At 67.5% G+C, this 17,594-nt stretch carries 14 protein-coding genes; 9 read left to right on the top strand and 5 right to left on the bottom strand.

The features are described 5' to 3' along the window. Window positions 1-132 precede the first annotated feature (132 nt). The 5 genes from WDJ58_RS20580 (at window position 133) to WDJ58_RS20560 (ending at window position 6,992) form a co-directional block, all read left to right on the top strand. On the top strand, window positions 133-483 hold the full coding sequence (locus tag WDJ58_RS20580) for a four-helix bundle copper-binding protein (protein WP_338915186.1): 351 nt from the start codon (window positions 133-135) through the stop codon (window positions 481-483). Between the two features lie 144 nt (window positions 484-627). Continuing rightward, entirely contained in the window at window positions 628-2,568 is a 1,941-nt protein-coding gene (locus tag WDJ58_RS20575; protein WP_338915185.1) for a glycoside hydrolase family 15 protein, read from the top strand. Window position 2,569: 1 nt separating this feature from the next. Next, complete coding sequence (locus tag WDJ58_RS20570; protein ID WP_338915184.1) at window positions 2,570-3,913, top strand: vitamin K epoxide reductase family protein; 1,344 nt, start codon at window positions 2,570-2,572, stop codon at window positions 3,911-3,913. Window positions 3,914-4,016: 103 nt separating this feature from the next. After that, window positions 4,017-5,450, top strand: coding sequence for a dihydrolipoyl dehydrogenase family protein (locus tag WDJ58_RS20565; RefSeq protein ID WP_338915183.1), 1,434 nt, complete (start codon window positions 4,017-4,019; stop codon window positions 5,448-5,450). Between the two features lie 294 nt (window positions 5,451-5,744). Beyond that, on the top strand, window positions 5,745-6,992 hold the full coding sequence (locus WDJ58_RS20560; protein WP_338915182.1) for a carboxypeptidase-like regulatory domain-containing protein: 1,248 nt from the start codon (window positions 5,745-5,747) through the stop codon (window positions 6,990-6,992). 35 nt (window positions 6,993-7,027) lie between these two features. Here the strand turns inward: WDJ58_RS20560 and WDJ58_RS20555 are convergent, their stop codons facing one another. Together WDJ58_RS20555 and WDJ58_RS20550 are read right to left on the bottom strand one after the other, a co-directional pair. Beyond that, window positions 7,028-7,558, bottom strand: coding sequence for a phosphate-starvation-inducible PsiE family protein (locus WDJ58_RS20555; RefSeq protein WP_338915181.1), 531 nt, complete (start codon window positions 7,556-7,558; stop codon window positions 7,028-7,030). Between the two features lie 87 nt (window positions 7,559-7,645). Beyond that, the gene (locus WDJ58_RS20550) at window positions 7,646-8,410 is read right to left on the bottom strand and encodes an SDR family NAD(P)-dependent oxidoreductase (protein ID WP_338915180.1); all 765 of its coding nucleotides are present in this window, start codon (window positions 8,408-8,410) and stop codon (window positions 7,646-7,648) included. Between the two features lie 188 nt (window positions 8,411-8,598). Between WDJ58_RS20550 and WDJ58_RS20545 the strand changes: the two genes are divergently transcribed. Continuing rightward, window positions 8,599-9,378, top strand: coding sequence for a glycerophosphodiester phosphodiesterase (locus WDJ58_RS20545; RefSeq protein WP_338915179.1), 780 nt, complete (start codon window positions 8,599-8,601; stop codon window positions 9,376-9,378). 332 nt (window positions 9,379-9,710) lie between these two features. After that, the gene (locus WDJ58_RS20540) at window positions 9,711-10,472 is read left to right on the top strand and encodes a hypothetical protein (RefSeq protein WP_338915178.1); all 762 of its coding nucleotides are present in this window, start codon (window positions 9,711-9,713) and stop codon (window positions 10,470-10,472) included. A 176-nt stretch (window positions 10,473-10,648) separates the two neighbouring features. Here the strand turns inward: WDJ58_RS20540 and WDJ58_RS20535 are convergent, their stop codons facing one another. Next, on the bottom strand, window positions 10,649-11,101 hold the full coding sequence (locus tag WDJ58_RS20535; RefSeq protein ID WP_338915177.1) for an ester cyclase: 453 nt from the start codon (window positions 11,099-11,101) through the stop codon (window positions 10,649-10,651). A gap of 411 nt (window positions 11,102-11,512) precedes the next feature. On the opposite strand from WDJ58_RS20535, the gene WDJ58_RS20530 reads away from it, so the two are divergent. After that, window positions 11,513-13,237 carry a BCCT family transporter gene (locus WDJ58_RS20530; protein WP_338915176.1) on the top strand — a complete coding sequence of 575 codons (1,725 nt, stop codon included), beginning with the start codon at window positions 11,513-11,515 and terminating at the stop codon, window positions 13,235-13,237. Between the two features lie 900 nt (window positions 13,238-14,137). Beyond that, window positions 14,138-15,535, top strand: coding sequence for an aminomethyltransferase family protein (locus tag WDJ58_RS20525; RefSeq protein ID WP_338915175.1), 1,398 nt, complete (start codon window positions 14,138-14,140; stop codon window positions 15,533-15,535). A gap of 452 nt (window positions 15,536-15,987) precedes the next feature. Here the strand turns inward: WDJ58_RS20525 and WDJ58_RS20520 are convergent, their stop codons facing one another. Together WDJ58_RS20520 and WDJ58_RS20515 are read right to left on the bottom strand one after the other, a co-directional pair. Continuing rightward, the gene (locus WDJ58_RS20520) at window positions 15,988-16,407 is read right to left on the bottom strand and encodes a hypothetical protein (protein WP_338915174.1); all 420 of its coding nucleotides are present in this window, start codon (window positions 16,405-16,407) and stop codon (window positions 15,988-15,990) included. 5 nt (window positions 16,408-16,412) lie between these two features. After that, window positions 16,413-17,582 carry an MBL fold metallo-hydrolase gene (locus WDJ58_RS20515; RefSeq protein WP_338915173.1) on the bottom strand — a complete coding sequence of 390 codons (1,170 nt, stop codon included), beginning with the start codon at window positions 17,580-17,582 and terminating at the stop codon, window positions 16,413-16,415. Window positions 17,583-17,594 lie beyond the last annotated feature (12 nt).

Below are 17,594 nucleotides of genomic sequence, written 5' to 3'. Positions count from 1 at the left end.
AGTGATAGCTGTCACCGAACGCGGTTCGAATATCCGACACTACCCGGGTCGCCACTACCGATCCCCCGGCGCTACCGGCTTGCTATGGAAGGGAGTAGCGTAACGGGCCATCACCCCCTGTGTCCGGGTGTAATGTCCCTTTCAGAGACGGTCTCGAAGATCGACGGACTGAGCGACGAGGAGCAGGAGTGCATCGAGATCTGCAACGAGGCGACCCAGACCAGCGAGTGGTGCGCCGACGAGTGTCTGGGCATGGAGGAGATGGAGGAGTGCGCCCGGATGTGCCGGGACGTCGCGGACATCACCTCGCTGCACGCCCGGCTGATGGCCCGCGACTCCGACTACAGCGGCCACCTCGCCGAGGCCTGCGCGGAGATCTGTGAGGCGTGCGCCGAGGAGTGCAGTCAGCACGACCACGATCACTGCCAGGTCAACGCGGAGGTCCTCGAGCGCTGCGCCGAGAGCTGCCGCAGCATGGCGTAAGTGAACCGCGGACCCCGGAACCGACGTCCGACCGCCGCGTCCGCCGTCGTCGTCGCGGCCGCTCCCGACGCCCCCTCACCTCTCGCGCCATGAGAACGCCCCTACCGACGCCTCGCGATCGGAACACCGCCGCCCGGTGAGACGATGGCACGACGAGACGAGGTGCCGACCGGATCATCGCGGGGCGAACGAGCCGCCTACAGACCGCTGGAGGAGTACGGCGCGGTCGGGAACCTCGAGACCGTCGCGCTGATCGGACGCGACGGCTCGGTCGACTGGCTACCCTTCCCCCGTGTCGACTCGCCGAGCGCCTTCGCCCGGCTCCTCGACTGCGAACTCGGCGGTCACCTGACCGTCGCTCCCACCCGCCGGTTCGAGGCGACACAGGCGTACGTCGACCGGACGAACGTCCTGGAGACACATCTCTCGACGCCCGACGGACGGGCGACGGTAACCGACTTCATGCCGATCCCCGGGGAGACGGTTCCCGAGGACCACCGCGCGCTCTACCGGCGCGTCACCGGCGAGGCGGGGACCGTCGACCTCCTCACGGAGTTCGAGCCCCGGCTCGACTACGCGCGGACCGTCCCGGCCGTCGAGCACGACGAGCACGGCGTCACCGCCCGCGGCGACGGGGAGACGGTGTCCCTCTCGTCGTCCCTCCCGTTCGACGTCGGCGACGGCGCGGCGAGCGCCTCGTTCACGCTGTCGGAGGATGAGACGCGGTGGTTCGTCCTCGGGTACGACCGGACGATACCGAACGAGCCGGGCGAACACGAGGCGAGACTCGACGCCACCCTCGACTACTGGCGGGAGTGGTCCCACGCGTGTCCGGACGGGTCCTGTCCGGTCGAGGGCCCCTGGCACGACCTGGCCGTCCGGTCGGACCTCCTGCTCAGGCTACTGATACAGCGCGAGACGGGGACGATCGCTGCGGCACCGACCACGTCGCTCCCCGAGGAGATCGGCGGCAGCCGGAACTGGGACTACCGGTTCAACTGGATCCGCGACTCGGCGTTCACGGTGCAGGCGCTGGCCGAGATGGGCCACCTCGCGGAGGCCGAGGACTACTTCGAGGCCTGTCTCTCCCACTGCGCTCGGATGTCACCGGCCGAGATGCAGCCCGTCTACGGGCTCTCCGGTCGGACCGATCTCGACGAGCGGACGCTCGACCACCTCGAGGGCTACCGCGGGTCGAGGCCGGTCAGGATCGGCAACGAGGCCGCCTCCCAGCGACAGCTCGACGTCTACGGCGAACTCGTCGTCGGCGTCCACGAGGCGGTCCACTACGGCGCGGGCCTCCTCCCCGATCACTGGGACCTGGTCCGGGACGTGATCGAACACGTCCGCGACGTGTGGGACGAACCTGACGTCGGTATCTGGGAGGTGCGCGGCGATCCCGAGCAGTTCGTCTACTCGAAGGTGATGTGCTGGGCGGCGCTCGACCGGGGGGTAAAGCTCGTCGAGGAGACCGACGTCGAGGGGCCCGTAGAGCGGTGGAAGGAGGCGCGAGCGCGAGTTCACGAAACGGTCCTCGACCGGGGGTACGACGAGGCGCTGGGGAGCTTCGTCCGCTCGTTCGGATCGGACGACGAACTCGACGCGGCGGTGCTCCGCATCCCCACCGTGGGGTTCCTGCCCGGGGACGACGACCGTATGCAGGGGACGGTCGACGCGGTCCTCGACCGGCTGACGACCGAGGAGGGGCTGGTGACGCGGCTCGAGGGCGACGACGGCCTGCCGGGCGAGGAGGGCCGGTTCGTCGTCTGCTCGTTCTGGCTGGTCGACGCGCTCGTGGCGGCTGGACGCGTCGAGGAGGCCGAGTCGCTGTTCGAGAGCGTCTGTACGTTCGCCGGCCCGCTCGGCCTCCTCGCCGAGGAGCTCGATCCGGGGACGGGCCGTCAGCTCGGCAACTTCCCGCAGGCGTTCAGCCAGATCGGGGTCCTCACCGGCGCGCTCTCGCTCGCAGAGCGGGACGCGGCCGGCCGCTCCGACGCGACGGCGTACCCGCCCACCCCCGCCTCCGAGCAGACGCCCACCGCGTACCCGGGACTGCGACCGACCACGCACGACGGAGGACCATGACATGAGCACGTCGAACGAACACGGCGACGGACAGGACGAACAGGAGCCGGGCGACATGATGCTGATGCACCCGGTCAAGGAGACGTGGATCCAGTACGGCGTCATCTCGCTGGGCATCTGGCTGATCTTCAGCCCGATGACGTTCGGCTACGGGAGCACGCTACTGAGCTGGAGCGACGTGATCACGGGCACGCTACTCGTCGTCCTGAGCACGATCACGATCGTCCGGGACAACCCGTGGGCGTCGTACGCCAACGGGCTCGCCGGGTTCTGGTTACTGATGGCTCCGCTGGTCTTCCACGCGCCGACCGCGGCGGCCTACCTCAACGACACGCTCGTCGGCGTCCTGGTGATCACGTTCTCGGTCATCATCATGATGCGCATGGATATGGACGGCGCGGGCGTCCCGCCGGGGTGGACGTACAACCCCTCGACGGCGGCTCAGCGGTTCCCGCTCATCGCGCTCGCGCTGTTCGGGTTCATCACCTCGCGGTACATGGCCGCCTACCAGCTCGGGTACATCGACGCGGTCTGGGATCCCGTCTTCGGCGACGGCACCCGGCGGATCCTCGACTCGCAACTGTCGCAGGCGTTCCCCATCTCCGACGCGGGGCTCGGCGCGGTCGCGTACGCGCTCGAGGGGCTGATGGGGTTCATGGGCGACAACACCCGGTGGCGGACGATGCCCTGGATGGTGACGTTCTTCGGCATCGTCGTCATCCCGCTCGGGTTCGTGCAGGTCCTCCTGGTGATCTCCCAGCCCATCCTCGTCGGCACCTGGTGTACGCTGTGCCTGCTCTCGGCGTTCGGCATGCTCTGGATGATCTCGCTGTCGTTCGACGAGGTCGTCGCCATGTTCCAGCTCCTGAAGCGTCGCACGGACGAGGGTGTCTCTCTCTGGCACGCGTTCTGGATGGGCGGGAAGCTCTCGGAGGAGGATGCGGGTATCCCCGGGGAGACGCGCGGCGAGCGTGACCGTCCCGCCGGGATGTTCTGGGGCGTCTCGATCCCGTGGTATCTGGTGGCGTCGATGGTGCTGGGCTTCTGGCTGATGCTCTCGCCGTGGGTCTTCGGGACCGAAGGTATGCTCGCGGACAGCAGCCACCTGATCGGGGCGCTCGTCGTCTCCTTCACCGTGATGGCCACCGCCGAGCCGGCCCGTGCGCTCCGGTTCGTCAACGTCCCACTGGGGGCGTGGATCGTCCTCGCCCCGTGGCTGCTCGGGGGCGCGCCGGCGATGGCGCTGTGGAGCGCCGTCCTCGCGGGCGGGCTACTCGTCGGGCTCAACGTGCCGAAGGGGAAGATCCGCGACCGGTACGGGTTCTGGCAGGGGTACATCGTCTGAGACACACGCCAGGTCCTCCTCTCGACGGTCGCCCCGTCAACACGCAAGCGGACACGACCTCCACCAGGCACAGACATATGTCGCCCCCCCTCGACCGCCCGCCATGCACGTCCTGGTCATCGGCGCGTACGGGAGCGCCGGGGTCGCCACCGCCGGCCGCCTGCTCGACCTCGCCGACGACGACCCGTCGGTCGATCTCGAGCTGACGCTCGTCGACGACGGCGAGCCCGGCGGCGGGCTCTGCATCCTCGACGGCTGCATGCCCTCGAAGGAGGTGCTCTCGGCGGCGGCCCACCGGTTCCAGGTCCGTCACGACGACCGCGTCCGGGGGGTCCCCGAGGTCGACCTCGACGCCGTGGTCGCCACGAAGGACGAGCACGTCGCGGAGTTCGCGGCCCACCGCCGCGCCACCGTCCACCGGATGGCCGAGCGCGAGAACGTCGAGTTCCTCCACGATCGCGGGCGGTTCGTCGGGGAGCGACGGGTACGGGTGGGCGACCGCGAGTTCGATCCGGACTACGTCGTCGTCGCCACCGGCTCCGCCCTGAACCTCCCCGAACTCCCCGGGATCGACGAGGTCGACCCGATGTCGAGTTCCGAGATACTCGACGCGACGAGCCTCCCCGAGAGCGTCGTGATCATGGGGTTCGGGTACGTGGGGCTCGAACTCGCCCCCTACCTCGCGGAGGCCGGCGGCACCGACGTCACCGTCGTCGAGCACGACGCGCGACCGCTCGACGAGGCCGACCCGGCGTTCGGCGACGTCCTGCTCGACCTCTACCGCGAGGCGTTCGGTATCGAGGTGCTGACACACACCTACGAGCGGTCGGTCGAGGCGACCGACGACGGCGTGCGACTCCACCTCGAACGCTCACCGCCGGGGGACGACGCGGGCGTCCCCGAGGACCTGACCGTCGAGGCCGACCGGCTCGTGACGTTCACCGGTCGGCGGCCGAACGTCGACGGGCTCGGGCTAGAGAGAACGGGACTCTCGCCCGGCGAGGGGTGGGTCGAGGACACGATGCGGGCCGCGGACGCGGAGCACGTCTTCGTCGTCGGCGACGCCAACGGACGCGAGCCGATCCTCCACGTCGCCAAGGAGCAGGGTCACCGCGCGGCCGAGAACGTCCTGCGACACGCCCGGGGCGACCCGCTCGAACCCTACGAGAACGTCCACCACCACGTCGTCTTCTCCGGGCTCTCGGTCTACCCCTACGCGCGGGTGGGCCACAGCGAGGCCTCGGCCCGCGAGGCCGGCATCGACTTCGAGTCCGTCACCCGGCAGGCGAGCGACGACGGCGTCTTCGCGACGAAGACCCACCCCGAGGGGCTGGCGTCGCTCCTCGTCGGCACCGACGGGACCGTCCTGGGCTACCAGGGGCTGCACTACCACGCCGACGTGATGGCGAAGACGATGCAGGTGGTCGTCGAGCGGGGGATGGACGTCCGCGCGCTCCCCGACCGGGCCTACCACCCGACGACCCCGGAGATCCTCGACGGGCTGTTCCGGGACGCCGCCGCCGTGATCGGGAACTGATGGGGATCATCGTAGCCAGCCGGCGGAGTCGACCGTTCGACGTGGGTCGCGGGGCGTGATTCTCGGCGGGAGATCTACGAACCACTACGATGATCCCTATGAGGTCCTCTCACTGCGCTCGCGAGCCCGCTCCCTGCGCTGCTCGGCGACCGAGTGTGGTGAGCCACACCGGGAACGGTCGCAGAAGTGACTGTGTGTCGACATCTCCGGAACTCCGTGACAGCGTTCGTTTCACGGGGAAACCGGCTGCTATCGGTCGGGGTAGTTAAATACGCGCGGCGAGACGGTTTGGGTATGCGAAGGGTTCTGGTCTCTCTCGTCGTCGTCACCCTCCTCGCATCCGCGACGTTCCCCGCCGGGGTGGCCGGTGCCGAACGGGGGGCGACACAGGAGCAGGTGACGCTGACGGTCGAGGTGATCTCACAGGATGGGGGACAGGTGGCCGGCGCGACGATCAACGCGACGTGGGGCGATGGTGAGGGAACGACGGTGACGACGGCCAGTAACGGCAAGGCGTTCGTCGACGTTCCCCGTGGCTCGCCGGTGATGCTCTCGGTCTCCTCCGAGCGGTTCATCCGGAACTTCCCGGTGTTCGTCGACGAGGCGACCGGACAGGAGGTGACCGTCGAGGTGGCCCGGAAGGGGTCGGCGACCGTCTCCCTGACGTCCCCGTCGGGGCCGGTCGATAGCGCCTCGGTCCGACTCGTCCAGGCCGGCGAGAGGGTGGCCTCGGGGGAGACGGACGCCGACGGGACGTTCTCCACCGGCGTCGTCGAACAGGGCCGGTACACGCTCGTGACCGGCAAGCCGACCTACTACACCAACCGGACGAGGGTCGACGTCGACTCGGAGGACACCGAGGTCGAGGTGCCGATGCGGACCGGAGCGACACAGGTCGAAGTCCTGGTGGTCGACGACCACTTCGACGACCCGCGGCCCGTGAACAACGCGACCGTCCAGTTCGGGGACGTCGGGACCGTCCGGACCACGGGCGGGACCGCGGTGTTCGCTGTCGCGGTGAACACCAGGCACACGGTGCGGGCGACCCAACCCGAGTACGACACCGCCCGGCGGCAGTACTCGGTCGACGAGTCCTCTGACAGCATCCGGCTGACGATACAGCGCGAGCCGACGCTCGTCGTCCAGCCGACCAACAGGCAGGTCGTCGTCGGCGAGTCGACGGCCCTCGACGTCGTCGACGCGTACGGCGACCCCGTCGCCAACGCGACGATCAGTCTCGACGGGGAGTCGGTCGCCGAGACCGACGACGACGGGGAGGCCCGGGTCACCATCGAGAGCGGCGGGAACCACACCCTGACCGCCAGCGCCGACGGTGTCACCTCCGCGGAGGTGACCGTCGTCGGCGTGAACGCGGACGGCTCGACGCTCTCGCCGACGCCGACGATCACGTCGACCGCGACGTCGGAGCCGACGGAAACGCCCGTCCCGACGACCACGTCGGTGAGCCTGCCCGGGTTCGGTCCCCTCGCGGCCGTCCTCGGGGTCGTCCTCGCCGCGCTCGTCCTCGCCCGTCGGGACTGAGTAGGTCCCTCCTCCTCCCTCCCCCCGACGGCCGCTCAGGAGCCCGGGCCCACCGGCTCGTCCGTCCCCTCCTCGACGAGCTCCCCTCCCGGTTCGACCCCCCGGTCCCCTGCCCTCTCGGTCGACTGGACGACGTAGTACGCGACGACGAGCGAGAGCAGCAGGACGGTGTACGCCGCCGCGTTCACCAGCAGCTCCTCGGTCGTCCCGAAGTCACCGGGCCGGAAGCTGATTATCTTCCGGGAGATGGCGATGAGCCCCGCGACGATGACGATCCGTGTGACGCTCTCCTCCCGGGTGTAGGCGACGACGGTCTGGTAGAGCTCGACGACGATGAACAGCAGCAGTGCCTTGTCGATCACGTTGAGGATCCGGTCGATGCCCGCGTCGGGGTCGAAGATGGCACCCGTCCGGATCAGACCGAAGATGGAGAGGAACAGGTCGACGACGCCGATGGCGAACAGCCCCGCCAGCAGGTACGCGGCGACGATCTCGACCACGCGGATGAGCGTCTGCGACGGCGAGACGAACCGGTCCAGATCGATGCCGCCGTTCTCCTCGCCCATGGCCGGAACGACGGCGAGCGGGTTTATACCGCCCCGGATTCCGGTGTATCTCTCCCCGTCTCCCCTCGCCCGGCCAGGAGCCCCCGACTACGAGATGGAGTAGCCGCCGTCGATGACGAGGCCGTGGCCCGTGATCCAGGCGGCGTCGTCGCTGAGGAGGAACACCACGGGCCTCGCCACGTCGTCGGGTTCGCCGAGCCGACCCAGCGGGTACTGTCTCGCCATCCGCTCTTTCACCGCTTCGGGGTCGTCGCCGTAGGCGTCGAACGCCTGCGCCGCGAGCGGCGTGTCGACGATGCCCGGACAGACGGCGTTGACCCGGACGCCCTCGCTCCCGGCCTCGGCGGCGACCGCACGGGTGAAGTTCAGCACCGCGCCCTTCGTCAGCGAGTAGATCGACTGCTTGGGCATCCCGATGAAGCCCGCGAGCGACGCCACGTTGACGATACTCCCCGAGCCCTGCGCCTTGAGGTGCGGGAGCGCGGCGTGACAGCCGTTCCACACCCCCCGGACGTTCACGTCGAGCACCGCCTCCAGTTCCTCGGCGTCGAGCTCCTCGGCGTCGGCCGCACGGTGGGCGATCCCGGCGTTGTTCACGAGACCGTCGAGGCCGTACTCCTCGACGACGGCGTCGACGAGGTCGTGGAACGCCCCGCCGTCCGTGACGTCGAGTTCGTGGAACACGGCGTCACCTGACGTCTCGGCCGCCATCCCGACGGTCCCCTCTCCACCCTCGCGGTCGACGTCGGTGACGATCACGGTCGCGCCCGCCTCGGCGGCCCGGTAGCTGATCCGCCGCCCGAGCCCCGATCCGGCCCCGGTGACGAGCACCGTCCGATCCTGGAGTCGCATGCGGTCGGCGTGGGCCGGGGGGCGCTTAAATCGATCTCAGTTCCCGTCCGCGATCCCGTGCGCCCGTCGCCGCTCCCGCCGCTCCCGCCGCTCACCCCGTCCCGCGGGGCGGACTCCGCTTCCAATGCGAACCGGTAGCTCGGGACACTGGAGCAGGCTTTTACCGGCCTCCGCTGAACCCCGGGCACGTGACCATCGACCTCATCGCCCACCGCGGGTTCGCGGGGACCTTCCCGGAGAACACGACGGCGGCCGTCACCGCCGCCGGGCTCCACCCGGAGGTCCGCACCGTCGAGGTCGACACGATGCCGTGTGCGGACGGGACGCCCGTCGTCTTCCACGACGCCCGCCTCGACGAGCGCGACGACGGCTCGCCCGGCCTGACCGACGCCTCGGGCGTCGTCTGGGAGACCGACCGCGAGACGGTCGTCGGCGCGGAGGTGCTCGACAGCGGGTGGACGGTGCCGACGCTCGCGGCGGTCGTCGAGGCGCTCCCGACCGGCGTCCGGCTGAACGTCGAACTCAAGAACCCGGGGTCTCTCGACGTCCGCCCGGGGGAGAAGCTTCGCGGGGAGTCACTCGCGGCACAGCGCGAGCTGTGGGCTCCGTTCGTCGCCCGCGTCCTCGACACCCTCGACCCGCTCGACCGGGTACTCGTCTCCTCGTTCTGCGAGGCGGCGATCGCCGAGGTCGCCGACCGTTCGACCCGCCGGACCGCCCCGCTCTGCGGTCCGGAGACCGTCGAGGCCGGCCGTGCGGTCGCGCGTGAGCACGGCTCGACCGCGCTCCACCCGGCGAAGGAGGCCGTGTTCTCGGACCCCGGGCTCGTCGGCCGCGCGGTCGGGGCCGGCTGTGAGGTGAACGCCTGGACCGCGCGGACCTGGCACGACCTCAAGCGCCTGCGCGAGGCGGGCGTCCACGGCGTGATCGCCGACTACCCGACCCTGACGCTCGCTGGCGGGCGCTGACCCGCGTCACCCCTGAACGCAGTACGGAGTCCTGCATCCACTAACCCTGAGCGGTCGTCGTCGATGGTCCACGAGGTCGACGTCCACACCCGGGACAAGCTCGGCTCGATCTGATACTGATCTACAGGCGTCTTCGGACGCTCTGCCGTGGCGGTCTCTCGATTGCTCGAGCGCGTGCTGACCGATTCAGTGGGTGAACCCACCGTGACAGTCGCCCTCTTCGCACACATCCCAGTGGATTATCCGTCCGGGGTTCCCGGGTCGCTGGTCTCCCCGATCCCGAATCACGGGGACGGAGAACGGCTTTGACGGGGCGAAACCAACGAGGGGTCGTGATCCCCAACTACAGGGACAAATACGAGGCGGAAGCAGTGTTCTCCCCGGAGGAGGTGGTCGGGATGGGGAGCGAGGGACTGCCGGACGTTCCTCCGGCCGCGGTTCTCGGATACCAGCCGAAACTCACGGAGTTCGTCGAACAACGGGCCGACCCGCCGGTCCGGATCGTCCGCTCACAGCATCTCTACCCGGTGACCGAGACGGTCGGGTACGTCCCCGTCCACGAGTGGGGAACCGGAGCGCCGATCTCGGCGATCGTCACCGAGAACCTCATCGCAGCGGGTGCCGAGGCCGTCGTCCTGTTGGGCGGTGGCGCGGGACTGCAAACGGACGTTCCACCCGAAGCGGCCATCCTCCCCACCGACGTCATCAGGGACGAGGGGGTCTCCTACCACTACATCCCTGACGAGAAGCCGGTGACACCGACAGCGTCGCTCGTCGACGGCCTGGACGACGCCCTCTCGGAGGCGGGGTTCGACACACGGCGGGGGACGACGTGGACGACGAGCGCCTTCTACCGCGAAACGATCCCCGAGATCAGAGCGTACGGCCACGACGGAGTCCTCACGCTGGACATGGAATCCGCGGCGATCTGGGCGGTGTGTCAGTATCGTGGTGTCGACACCGCCTCCGTCCACGAGCTGGGTGGCGTTTTCACGCCCGAAGAGTGGCAGCCGGAGACGCAGAATGACCGGGGAGTGACGGAGATGTTCGACCCGATCGTGGTCGGCCTGGAGAGCCACGTGGCCGACGCGTAGCTCCGCCGTCCTGAACGGGTCGAGTGGCTCGAAACCGGGTTCCGACCGGCGGTGAATTCGAGTACCGTATTCAGCGATACCTGGACGAACTACCGGCGTGGCATCAGAAACCGCCTGCTGCATACAGAGGTTATGTTCAGCACGGCATATTGGAGGGCGATCGCCGGTGTGAGAGATCAGGCTGCGAGTTCGTCTAAGGGAGGGACGGCCCCGATCCCTTGAAGGAGGCCGAGCCAGTTCCCGAGGTTCCACATCTCCGCGATTCGGTCGTTCTGGATCCGGTACATAGTGACTGCCTGGATCTCCACGGAGGCATCGGTCGGGGCGATCCCCATGAACTCGCCGTCGTGAGTGGCCCGAAGCGTGTCCACCGAGCAGGCGTATTCGCCGCCCTCGGACGCGAACGAGAGTACGTTGGTTCTCCGGGTGTCGGAGAACGCGGCGTCGAACATTCGCCGCATCTCTTCGAATTCGTCGTGGCCGTGGACATCCATGCCCCTCACGAGGTCGTGCTGGAGGAAGTCTTCAGAGAGGTCAGCGATACGACCGTAATCGCGGTCGACGACCACGTCGTCCATGAATCGGTGAACGAGGTCGATACTCCGGGTGCTGACTGCAGTAGTTGCCATGGTTTACAATCAACAATCATTATACTACCTGAGTATATAGCCTGGCCTGAGCTGTGTTGACACGGTTCCGGACATTCAAGCGCGACAAACGGGCATCGATTATGGTGTGTTTCTTCGGGAGCTTTGCACGAGACGCGCCCTGTATGCAGCACGGCCGCTGAAACCCGTCACTGACCGAGGATTCGAACGAAGCCGAAGTAACGACCGTCGTTCGGCGAAAGAGTATTCCAACTACAGCCACGAGGTGAGACATGATAAATGTTAACAAACCTCTATCAGCTCCCGTGACGACCAGACGGATCCCTCCAGATCCGTCGGTGCCACGGAGGACCGGAAACGGGGCTCTCAACCGACGCGACGCGGGACCTCGCACGGGCTCTCGTCGGCAATTCACTGCGGAGGAGCGGGTCGATGTCCTCGGATGATGAGGACGAGGTCGTCGGGGAGACCTCCGAGGGACTTCAGGTAGAACTCTTCCATCCGGATACCGACCGCGAACCGGGCGACACGAACGTCCAGATGTTCGGGGTCGACGTCCATCCGCGAGTGTTTCCTATCTCGTGTCTGGTGATTGCGCTCTTCATCGCGTTCACGCTGGCCTTCCAGTCGCATATCGGGGGAACGTTCGTCGCGATCCAGACCGGAATCTCCGCTGTCGCGGGGTGGTTCTACGTTCTCTCGGTGAACGTCTTTATCATCGTCGTCCTCTACTTCGCCCTGGGCAAGTACGGGACGATCCGGCTCGGGGGCGTGGAAGCCGACAAGGAGTTCTCCGACTTCTCCTGGATCGCGATGCTGTTCAGCGCCGGCATGGGTATCGGGCTCATGTTTTTCAGCGTGGCCGAGCCGGTCTTCCATTTCGGAACCGTCCCACCCTTCTTTGACGGCGTCCAGAGCGGGAGCGCCGCGGCCGGCGGGGCCGCGATGGCCACCACGTTCTTTCACTGGGGGATCCACCCGTGGGCGACGTACGCACTCGTCGGCCTCGGACTGGCGTTCTTTTCGTTCAATCGCGGCTTGCCCCTGACCTTCCGCTCGATCTTCTGGCCGTTGCTTGGTGAACGCATCTACGGCTGGACCGGCCACGCCATCGACATCATCTCGGTCATCGCGACGCTGTTCGGGCTCTCGACGTCACTCGGTATCGGCGTCCAGCAGGTCAACGCCGGTCTCACGACGCTTTCCGGACAGTTCCTTCCCGTGACCATCCCGCAGACAGTATGGGTTCAGGTCGTCCTGATCGGCGTCATCACGGCCATCGCCACCCTGTCCGTTGCCGCCGGACTCGATGGCGGTGTTCGACGACTCAGCGAGATCAACGTCTATCTCATGGTGATGCTCCTGGGACTGATGCTCGTCGTCGGGCCGACGCTGTACATCCTCTCGACCTACGTCACGAGCCTCGGCACCTACGTCGGCGTCCTGCCGGAACTGGCGTTCTGGAGCCAGACCGGCGGCGGGGACACCTGGCAGAGCGGCTGGACGATCTTCTACTGGGGCTGGTGGATCTCCTGGTCGCCGTTCGTCGGCATGTTCATCGCCCGCATCTCGAAGGGCCGGACGGTCCGGGAATTCGTACTCGGCGTCCTCCTCGTCCCCTCGCTGTTCTCGTTTTTCTGGATGTCCACGTTCGGCGGGTCGGCGCTGTTCGTCGAACTGGAGACGGGGGGCTCGCTCGTCGCCGCGGTGAACGCGGACGTGGCGACCGCAATCTACGAGATGTTCTCGTACTTTCCGCTGGCGATTCCCATGTCGGTGTTAGCAGTCGTCCTCGTAATCACCTTCTTCGTCACTTCCTCGGATTCCGGCTCGCTCGTGATCGATCACCTGACCTCCGGGGGCAAACACGACGTGCCGGCTGCTCAGCGGATCTTCTGGGCCGTCATCGAGGGCGTCATCGCCGCCGTCCTGCTGATCGGAGGCGGACTGGCCGCGCTCCAGACCGCCTCGATCACCGCCGGACTTCCGTTTAGCTTCGTACTGCTGTTGATGTGCTATACGGTCTACGTGGGTCTGGGCAACGAACTCCGGATCATGGACACCGAGGAGTTCGCCGAGTGGATAGAACGGCTCGACGAACGGGGATCCGTCGTGATCGATGTCGAGGACGGCAACCCCTCACCCGGCGGTGACTAGCAGTGGTTCCGAGATCCAATCGCTCAACGCGCTAGAGATCCTGGTTCGAGCAGGAATCAGCCAGGAGACGGAGGCACCGGTCGGCGTTTCCTGGACCACGCAGAGAGTGTCGGAACCGTCAGAGGTAGACCGTCCACCAGGGAGCAGTACTGGTTTTTTCGCCAGTAACCAGGCACGAATCATCATCACCGTCTCCCACGGTGGCTCCCCGGGGAACACCTCCGTGGGAGACCGCTTTACCGGTTCTTCGTTCGCTCCCTGATCCACGGACGGATCTGGAATCGACCTGCTCGGTTGACCCGATCGGCGGTGCGCATTGCTGTCGCACAGCATCGTATTGCACCCCGCTGATAGTGGCTCGACCGAGATGCGCCCTCTATCCAGCAGCGTCCGAGCGAACTGATGAGGTGATACCAGGATCCGCATGTTGCGTACAGAGGGTACGTGCAGGAGTCGGACGCCGCTCTGCGGTGAGTGATACGATGGCCGCTGGGACGAAGTAGAGGACGGATTCAGAGCCAGCGGCAGACCGATTCGGAGCAGAGTGGACGCGAATCCGAGAACTCTCGGGGCGTCTGTCGTGACGATAGTCGTCCGTCTCTGCTCCCCTCGTTGCTCTCACCGCTCTCACCGAGCGACGTGCGAGAGGGGCCCAGGGATACACGGGCTCTTCCCTCCCGATATAAACGGGTTATACGCATAAGCTACAGAACGACGCGGTCACGGCCCTGCTATGCAGGTGTATGGCACAGCATCACCGCACCGACGGCCGCGGTAGAGCGACCGAATCACGATTCTACCTCCCCGCCGGGGTCACCTCGTCGTTCGACGCCAGTCGGTTCAGGCGTATCTGGGCAACGCTATTCAGCCATCGGGTCGAACCACCGAAATAGATCGACAATGTCCGGAGATCAACACCACCCGAACCACCCCGACGTCGACCAATCGGATCGCACCATCCCCAGAAACCTCCGTCAGACGGGCGACGCGGACGTCGACCTCCTGATTTCCACCCGAGTTCGGCAGTCGCCGTTCTGGCACCTCTCCGTCGAGGCGGGCTGTCGGCAGGCGACGGTCTACAATCACATGTACCACCCGCGGGGGTACATCGATCCCGACGAGGGCGGGCTGGACGCCGAGTACGATCTGCTGGTCAACGAGGTGACGCTGATGGACGTCGCGGTCGAGCGCCAGATCCGTGTCGAGGGTCCCGATGCCGAGGCGTTCGTCGACTACGTCATCACGCGAGACGCGACCGAGACCGAGCCGATGCGTGGGAAGTACGCCATCTGCTGCAATCAGGACGGCGGGATCCTCAACGACTTCGTCCTGTTACGGCTCGCCGACGACGAGTTCTGGTTCTCCATCGCGGACGCCGACCTGAAACAGTGGCTGCAAGGGGTCACCGTCGACTCCGACTTCGACGTCGACATCGACGAGATCGACGTCTCGCCGATGCAGGTCCAGGGCCCGAAGTCGCCCGCCGTGATGGAGTCGCTCGTCGGGGACGTCGTCGAAGACATCCCGTACTACGGACTGATGGAAGCCACGGTCGACGATGTCCCGGTGCTGGTGAGTCAGACTGGCTTCTCCGGGGAGGCGGGCTTCGAGATATACGTCCGTGAGGCGACGAAGAACGCCGAAGCGGTGTGGAACCCGGTGCTCGAAACGGTCGAAGCACACGGCGGTGCCGCGACGGCGATATCCCATCAGCGACGTATCGCTGCCGGAATCATGTCGCTGGGACAGGACATGGACGACGAGACATCGCCGTTCCAGGTCAACCTCGGATTTCAGGTTCCCGACGACAAGGACGCGGACTACGTCGGCAAGGCCGAACTGGAACGCCAGCAGGAAGCCATCGAGAACGGTGAGTTCCCGTTCACGCACAAACTGGTCGGCCTGAAGATGGCCGGCGAACCGATCCGGGACTACGCCCCCGACTTCTGGATCGTCTCGGATCCGGAGACCGGCGACGAGTGTGGCTACGTGACCTCGGCGTGGTGGAATCCGGATCTCGAGACCAACATCGGCCTCGCGTTCGTGCCGGCGGCGAAACTGCAGGCCGCGACCGACGTTCCGCTCGACGACTCGATATACGACGCGGACCTCGACCTGGAGTTCGAAGTCCACCTCCCGGACGAGTACGCCGAGGAGGCCGGCGAACCCGTCTACGCGACTGTCGCGAGGGTTCCGTTCAAGGAGTCGGTCAATCCCAGCGCTCGCGAACAGGCCAAGATCCACGCCAGGGACGAGATGAACGACTCGGAATCTCGGTCATCAGGAGAACGAGAATAGCTACCAGGGAGAGTTCGAGACCGGAAACGTACGCCGGAACCAGTCGTCGCGTCGGTCGGCGCCTCGCCGATCGGCCGCACGGCCTCCGGGACCGCGACCTGTTCTCGGTCGTGCTCGACGACGAGACCGACTGTCCGGTCCACGTCTTCGGGCCGCGGTGAGCGACAGGCCAGCGCCACGCCGGACGCCGGTGACAGACCACGGATGCACCCACCCGCCGGGTTCTCGATCCGAACCATTCACAGTGCCGTGCTCGTCCGATGGAGGCCGCACTGAACCGGGTCGCTCGGAGTGCGTGACTCTGCTGTTCGAGAACCGTGGCGACGGGCGAGAAGGTCCATACGTGTCGAATACGCGCCCCGTATCTCACACGCCGGTCCCGTCGAATCCGGTACCGTACGGGTACGGAGCTACGGATCGCTCCGTCGATTCGTACGAGCTGTCGCCGCCGTTCACCGAACCGCGACGTCGACTGCCGCCTCGGGCTTCGTCGCGCCGCGGACGTACCGCGGGCCGGCCGTCGACCGCTCCACCTCGAAGACGGAGAGCGTGACGACGAGCCGCTCGGGCGAGAGCGTCGCGCGGAGGACCGGCCCCCTGGTCGTCACGGCGACGTACGGCGGGTACGGGACGGGTTCGGCACGGAGTTCCCCACCCGCGCACGCGACGCACTCGGCGAGCACCGACGGGTAGGTCCCGAGCAGTCCGGCCTCGGAGAGCGCCGCACGGAGCGGTTCGATCACCCGCTCGCGGTCGGTCGTCCACCGTTCGGGCCACGACGCCGCGACCGCGTCCGCGCACTCGATGGTCGCCTCGACGACCGCCCGGCGGTCGGTCAGGAGGTGCTCGCGGGCGGCATCCGGGTCGAGCACGGCACTTAGTCGGCGGCCGCGGCGCAGTTGTTCGGGCCGAGTTCGGCCTCGAAGGCATCCTCGTCGGAGAGGCTCTCGCGGCCGAGATTCGTGGCGACGATCGTCTCGAAGTTCGCCGGCCGTGGCGGTACGTCGGCGCGCATCCGCTCGACGAACGCCTCGCGGTCGAGCGAGAACACCGAGAGCGAGTCCCGAAGGTCACCCAGCCGGGCCGTGTACGTCCCGTCCTCTCCGGGTGGCTGCCCGGGCGTGAAGTGCCCCGGCGCGACGAGCACCGAGTCCTCGAACCGCTCGAACCGCTCGGTGAGCGTCCGGTGGAGTTCCCGGGCGTAGTCGGCCGTCCGCTCGTCGCCGTCCTGGAGATCCGGTCGTGGGACGCCCGGTGCGAACAGCGTGTCCCCGGTGAGGAGCGCGTCGCCGACTCGCAGCGAGATCATCCCCGTCGTGTGACCGGGCGTCTCGTGGACCTCGATTCCCGTTCCCTCGAGTTCGAGGGTTTCGCCGTCGGCGACCGTCTCGACGTCGAACGCGACGCCTCGCTCGACCGCCTTCGCGGACGTGACGGGCGTGGCACCCGTCAGTTCGGCGACGTCGCGCACCCCCGAGACGTGGTCGGCGTGGACGTGCGTGTCGACGGCGTAGACGAGCTCCGTCCCGCGCTCGCGGGCGTCCTCGGCGTATCGGTCGGCGAACGCTCGGAGCGGGTCGACGACCGCCGCTTCCCTCCCGTCGCTTCCCGACTCGCCCGAAACGATCAGGTAGGCGAGACAGCCCGACGAGGGCCGGCGGTACTGGACGACGGTGGCGTCGCCGGTCGCCTCCGCGGGGAGTTCCCGGGCGGTGTAGACCCGCGCCCACCCCTCCATCCCACCGGCGAGGTTCACCGCCGCGACCCCCTCCGAGCGGAGGAGCTCGGCCACCTCGTCGCTCGCCTCCCCGCGGGGACAGACGGCGATCACGGGTTCGGCCACCCCGTCGGGGAGGAGGTCGGCCGCCCCACCGGTGACCTTCGCCGAGAGGAACTTCGTGTAGGGGACGTGGTGTCGCTCGACGCCCGGGCCGTCGATGGCCCACGCCTCGACCTCGTCCCGGTTGCGGGTGTCGAGCACCGTCACCCGTTCGCCGGAATCGAGCCGCCGCTGGAGTTCCTCGGGCGTGATGGCCTCCTCGGTCATGGGTCGCGATAG

The sequence above is a fragment of the Salinirubellus litoreus genome (assembly GCF_037335815.1).
Taxonomy (GTDB): Archaea; Halobacteriota; Halobacteria; order Halobacteriales; family Haloarculaceae; genus Salinirubellus; species Salinirubellus litoreus.
This window is presented reverse-complemented; position numbering and strand designations above follow the sequence as displayed.

Coding starts and splice junctions, on each gene's coding strand:
- WDJ58_RS20580 (WP_338915186.1), top strand. CDS start 133: ATGTCCCTTTCAGAGACGGTCTCGAAGATCGACGGACTGAGCGACGAG.
- WDJ58_RS20575 (WP_338915185.1), top strand. CDS start 628: ATGGCACGACGAGACGAGGTGCCGACCGGATCATCGCGGGGCGAACGA.
- WDJ58_RS20570 (WP_338915184.1), top strand. CDS start 2,570: ATGAGCACGTCGAACGAACACGGCGACGGACAGGACGAACAGGAGCCG.
- WDJ58_RS20565 (WP_338915183.1), top strand. CDS start 4,017: ATGCACGTCCTGGTCATCGGCGCGTACGGGAGCGCCGGGGTCGCCACC.
- WDJ58_RS20560 (WP_338915182.1), top strand. CDS start 5,745: ATGCGAAGGGTTCTGGTCTCTCTCGTCGTCGTCACCCTCCTCGCATCC.
- WDJ58_RS20555 (WP_338915181.1), bottom strand. CDS start 7,558: ATGGGCGAGGAGAACGGCGGCATCGATCTGGACCGGTTCGTCTCGCCG.
- WDJ58_RS20550 (WP_338915180.1), bottom strand. CDS start 8,410: ATGCGACTCCAGGATCGGACGGTGCTCGTCACCGGGGCCGGATCGGGG.
- WDJ58_RS20535 (WP_338915177.1), bottom strand. CDS start 11,101: ATGGCAACTACTGCAGTCAGCACCCGGAGTATCGACCTCGTTCACCGA.
- WDJ58_RS20530 (WP_338915176.1), top strand. CDS start 11,513: ATGTCCTCGGATGATGAGGACGAGGTCGTCGGGGAGACCTCCGAGGGA.
- WDJ58_RS20525 (WP_338915175.1), top strand. CDS start 14,138: ATGTCCGGAGATCAACACCACCCGAACCACCCCGACGTCGACCAATCG.
- WDJ58_RS20515 (WP_338915173.1), bottom strand. CDS start 17,582: ATGACCGAGGAGGCCATCACGCCCGAGGAACTCCAGCGGCGGCTCGAT.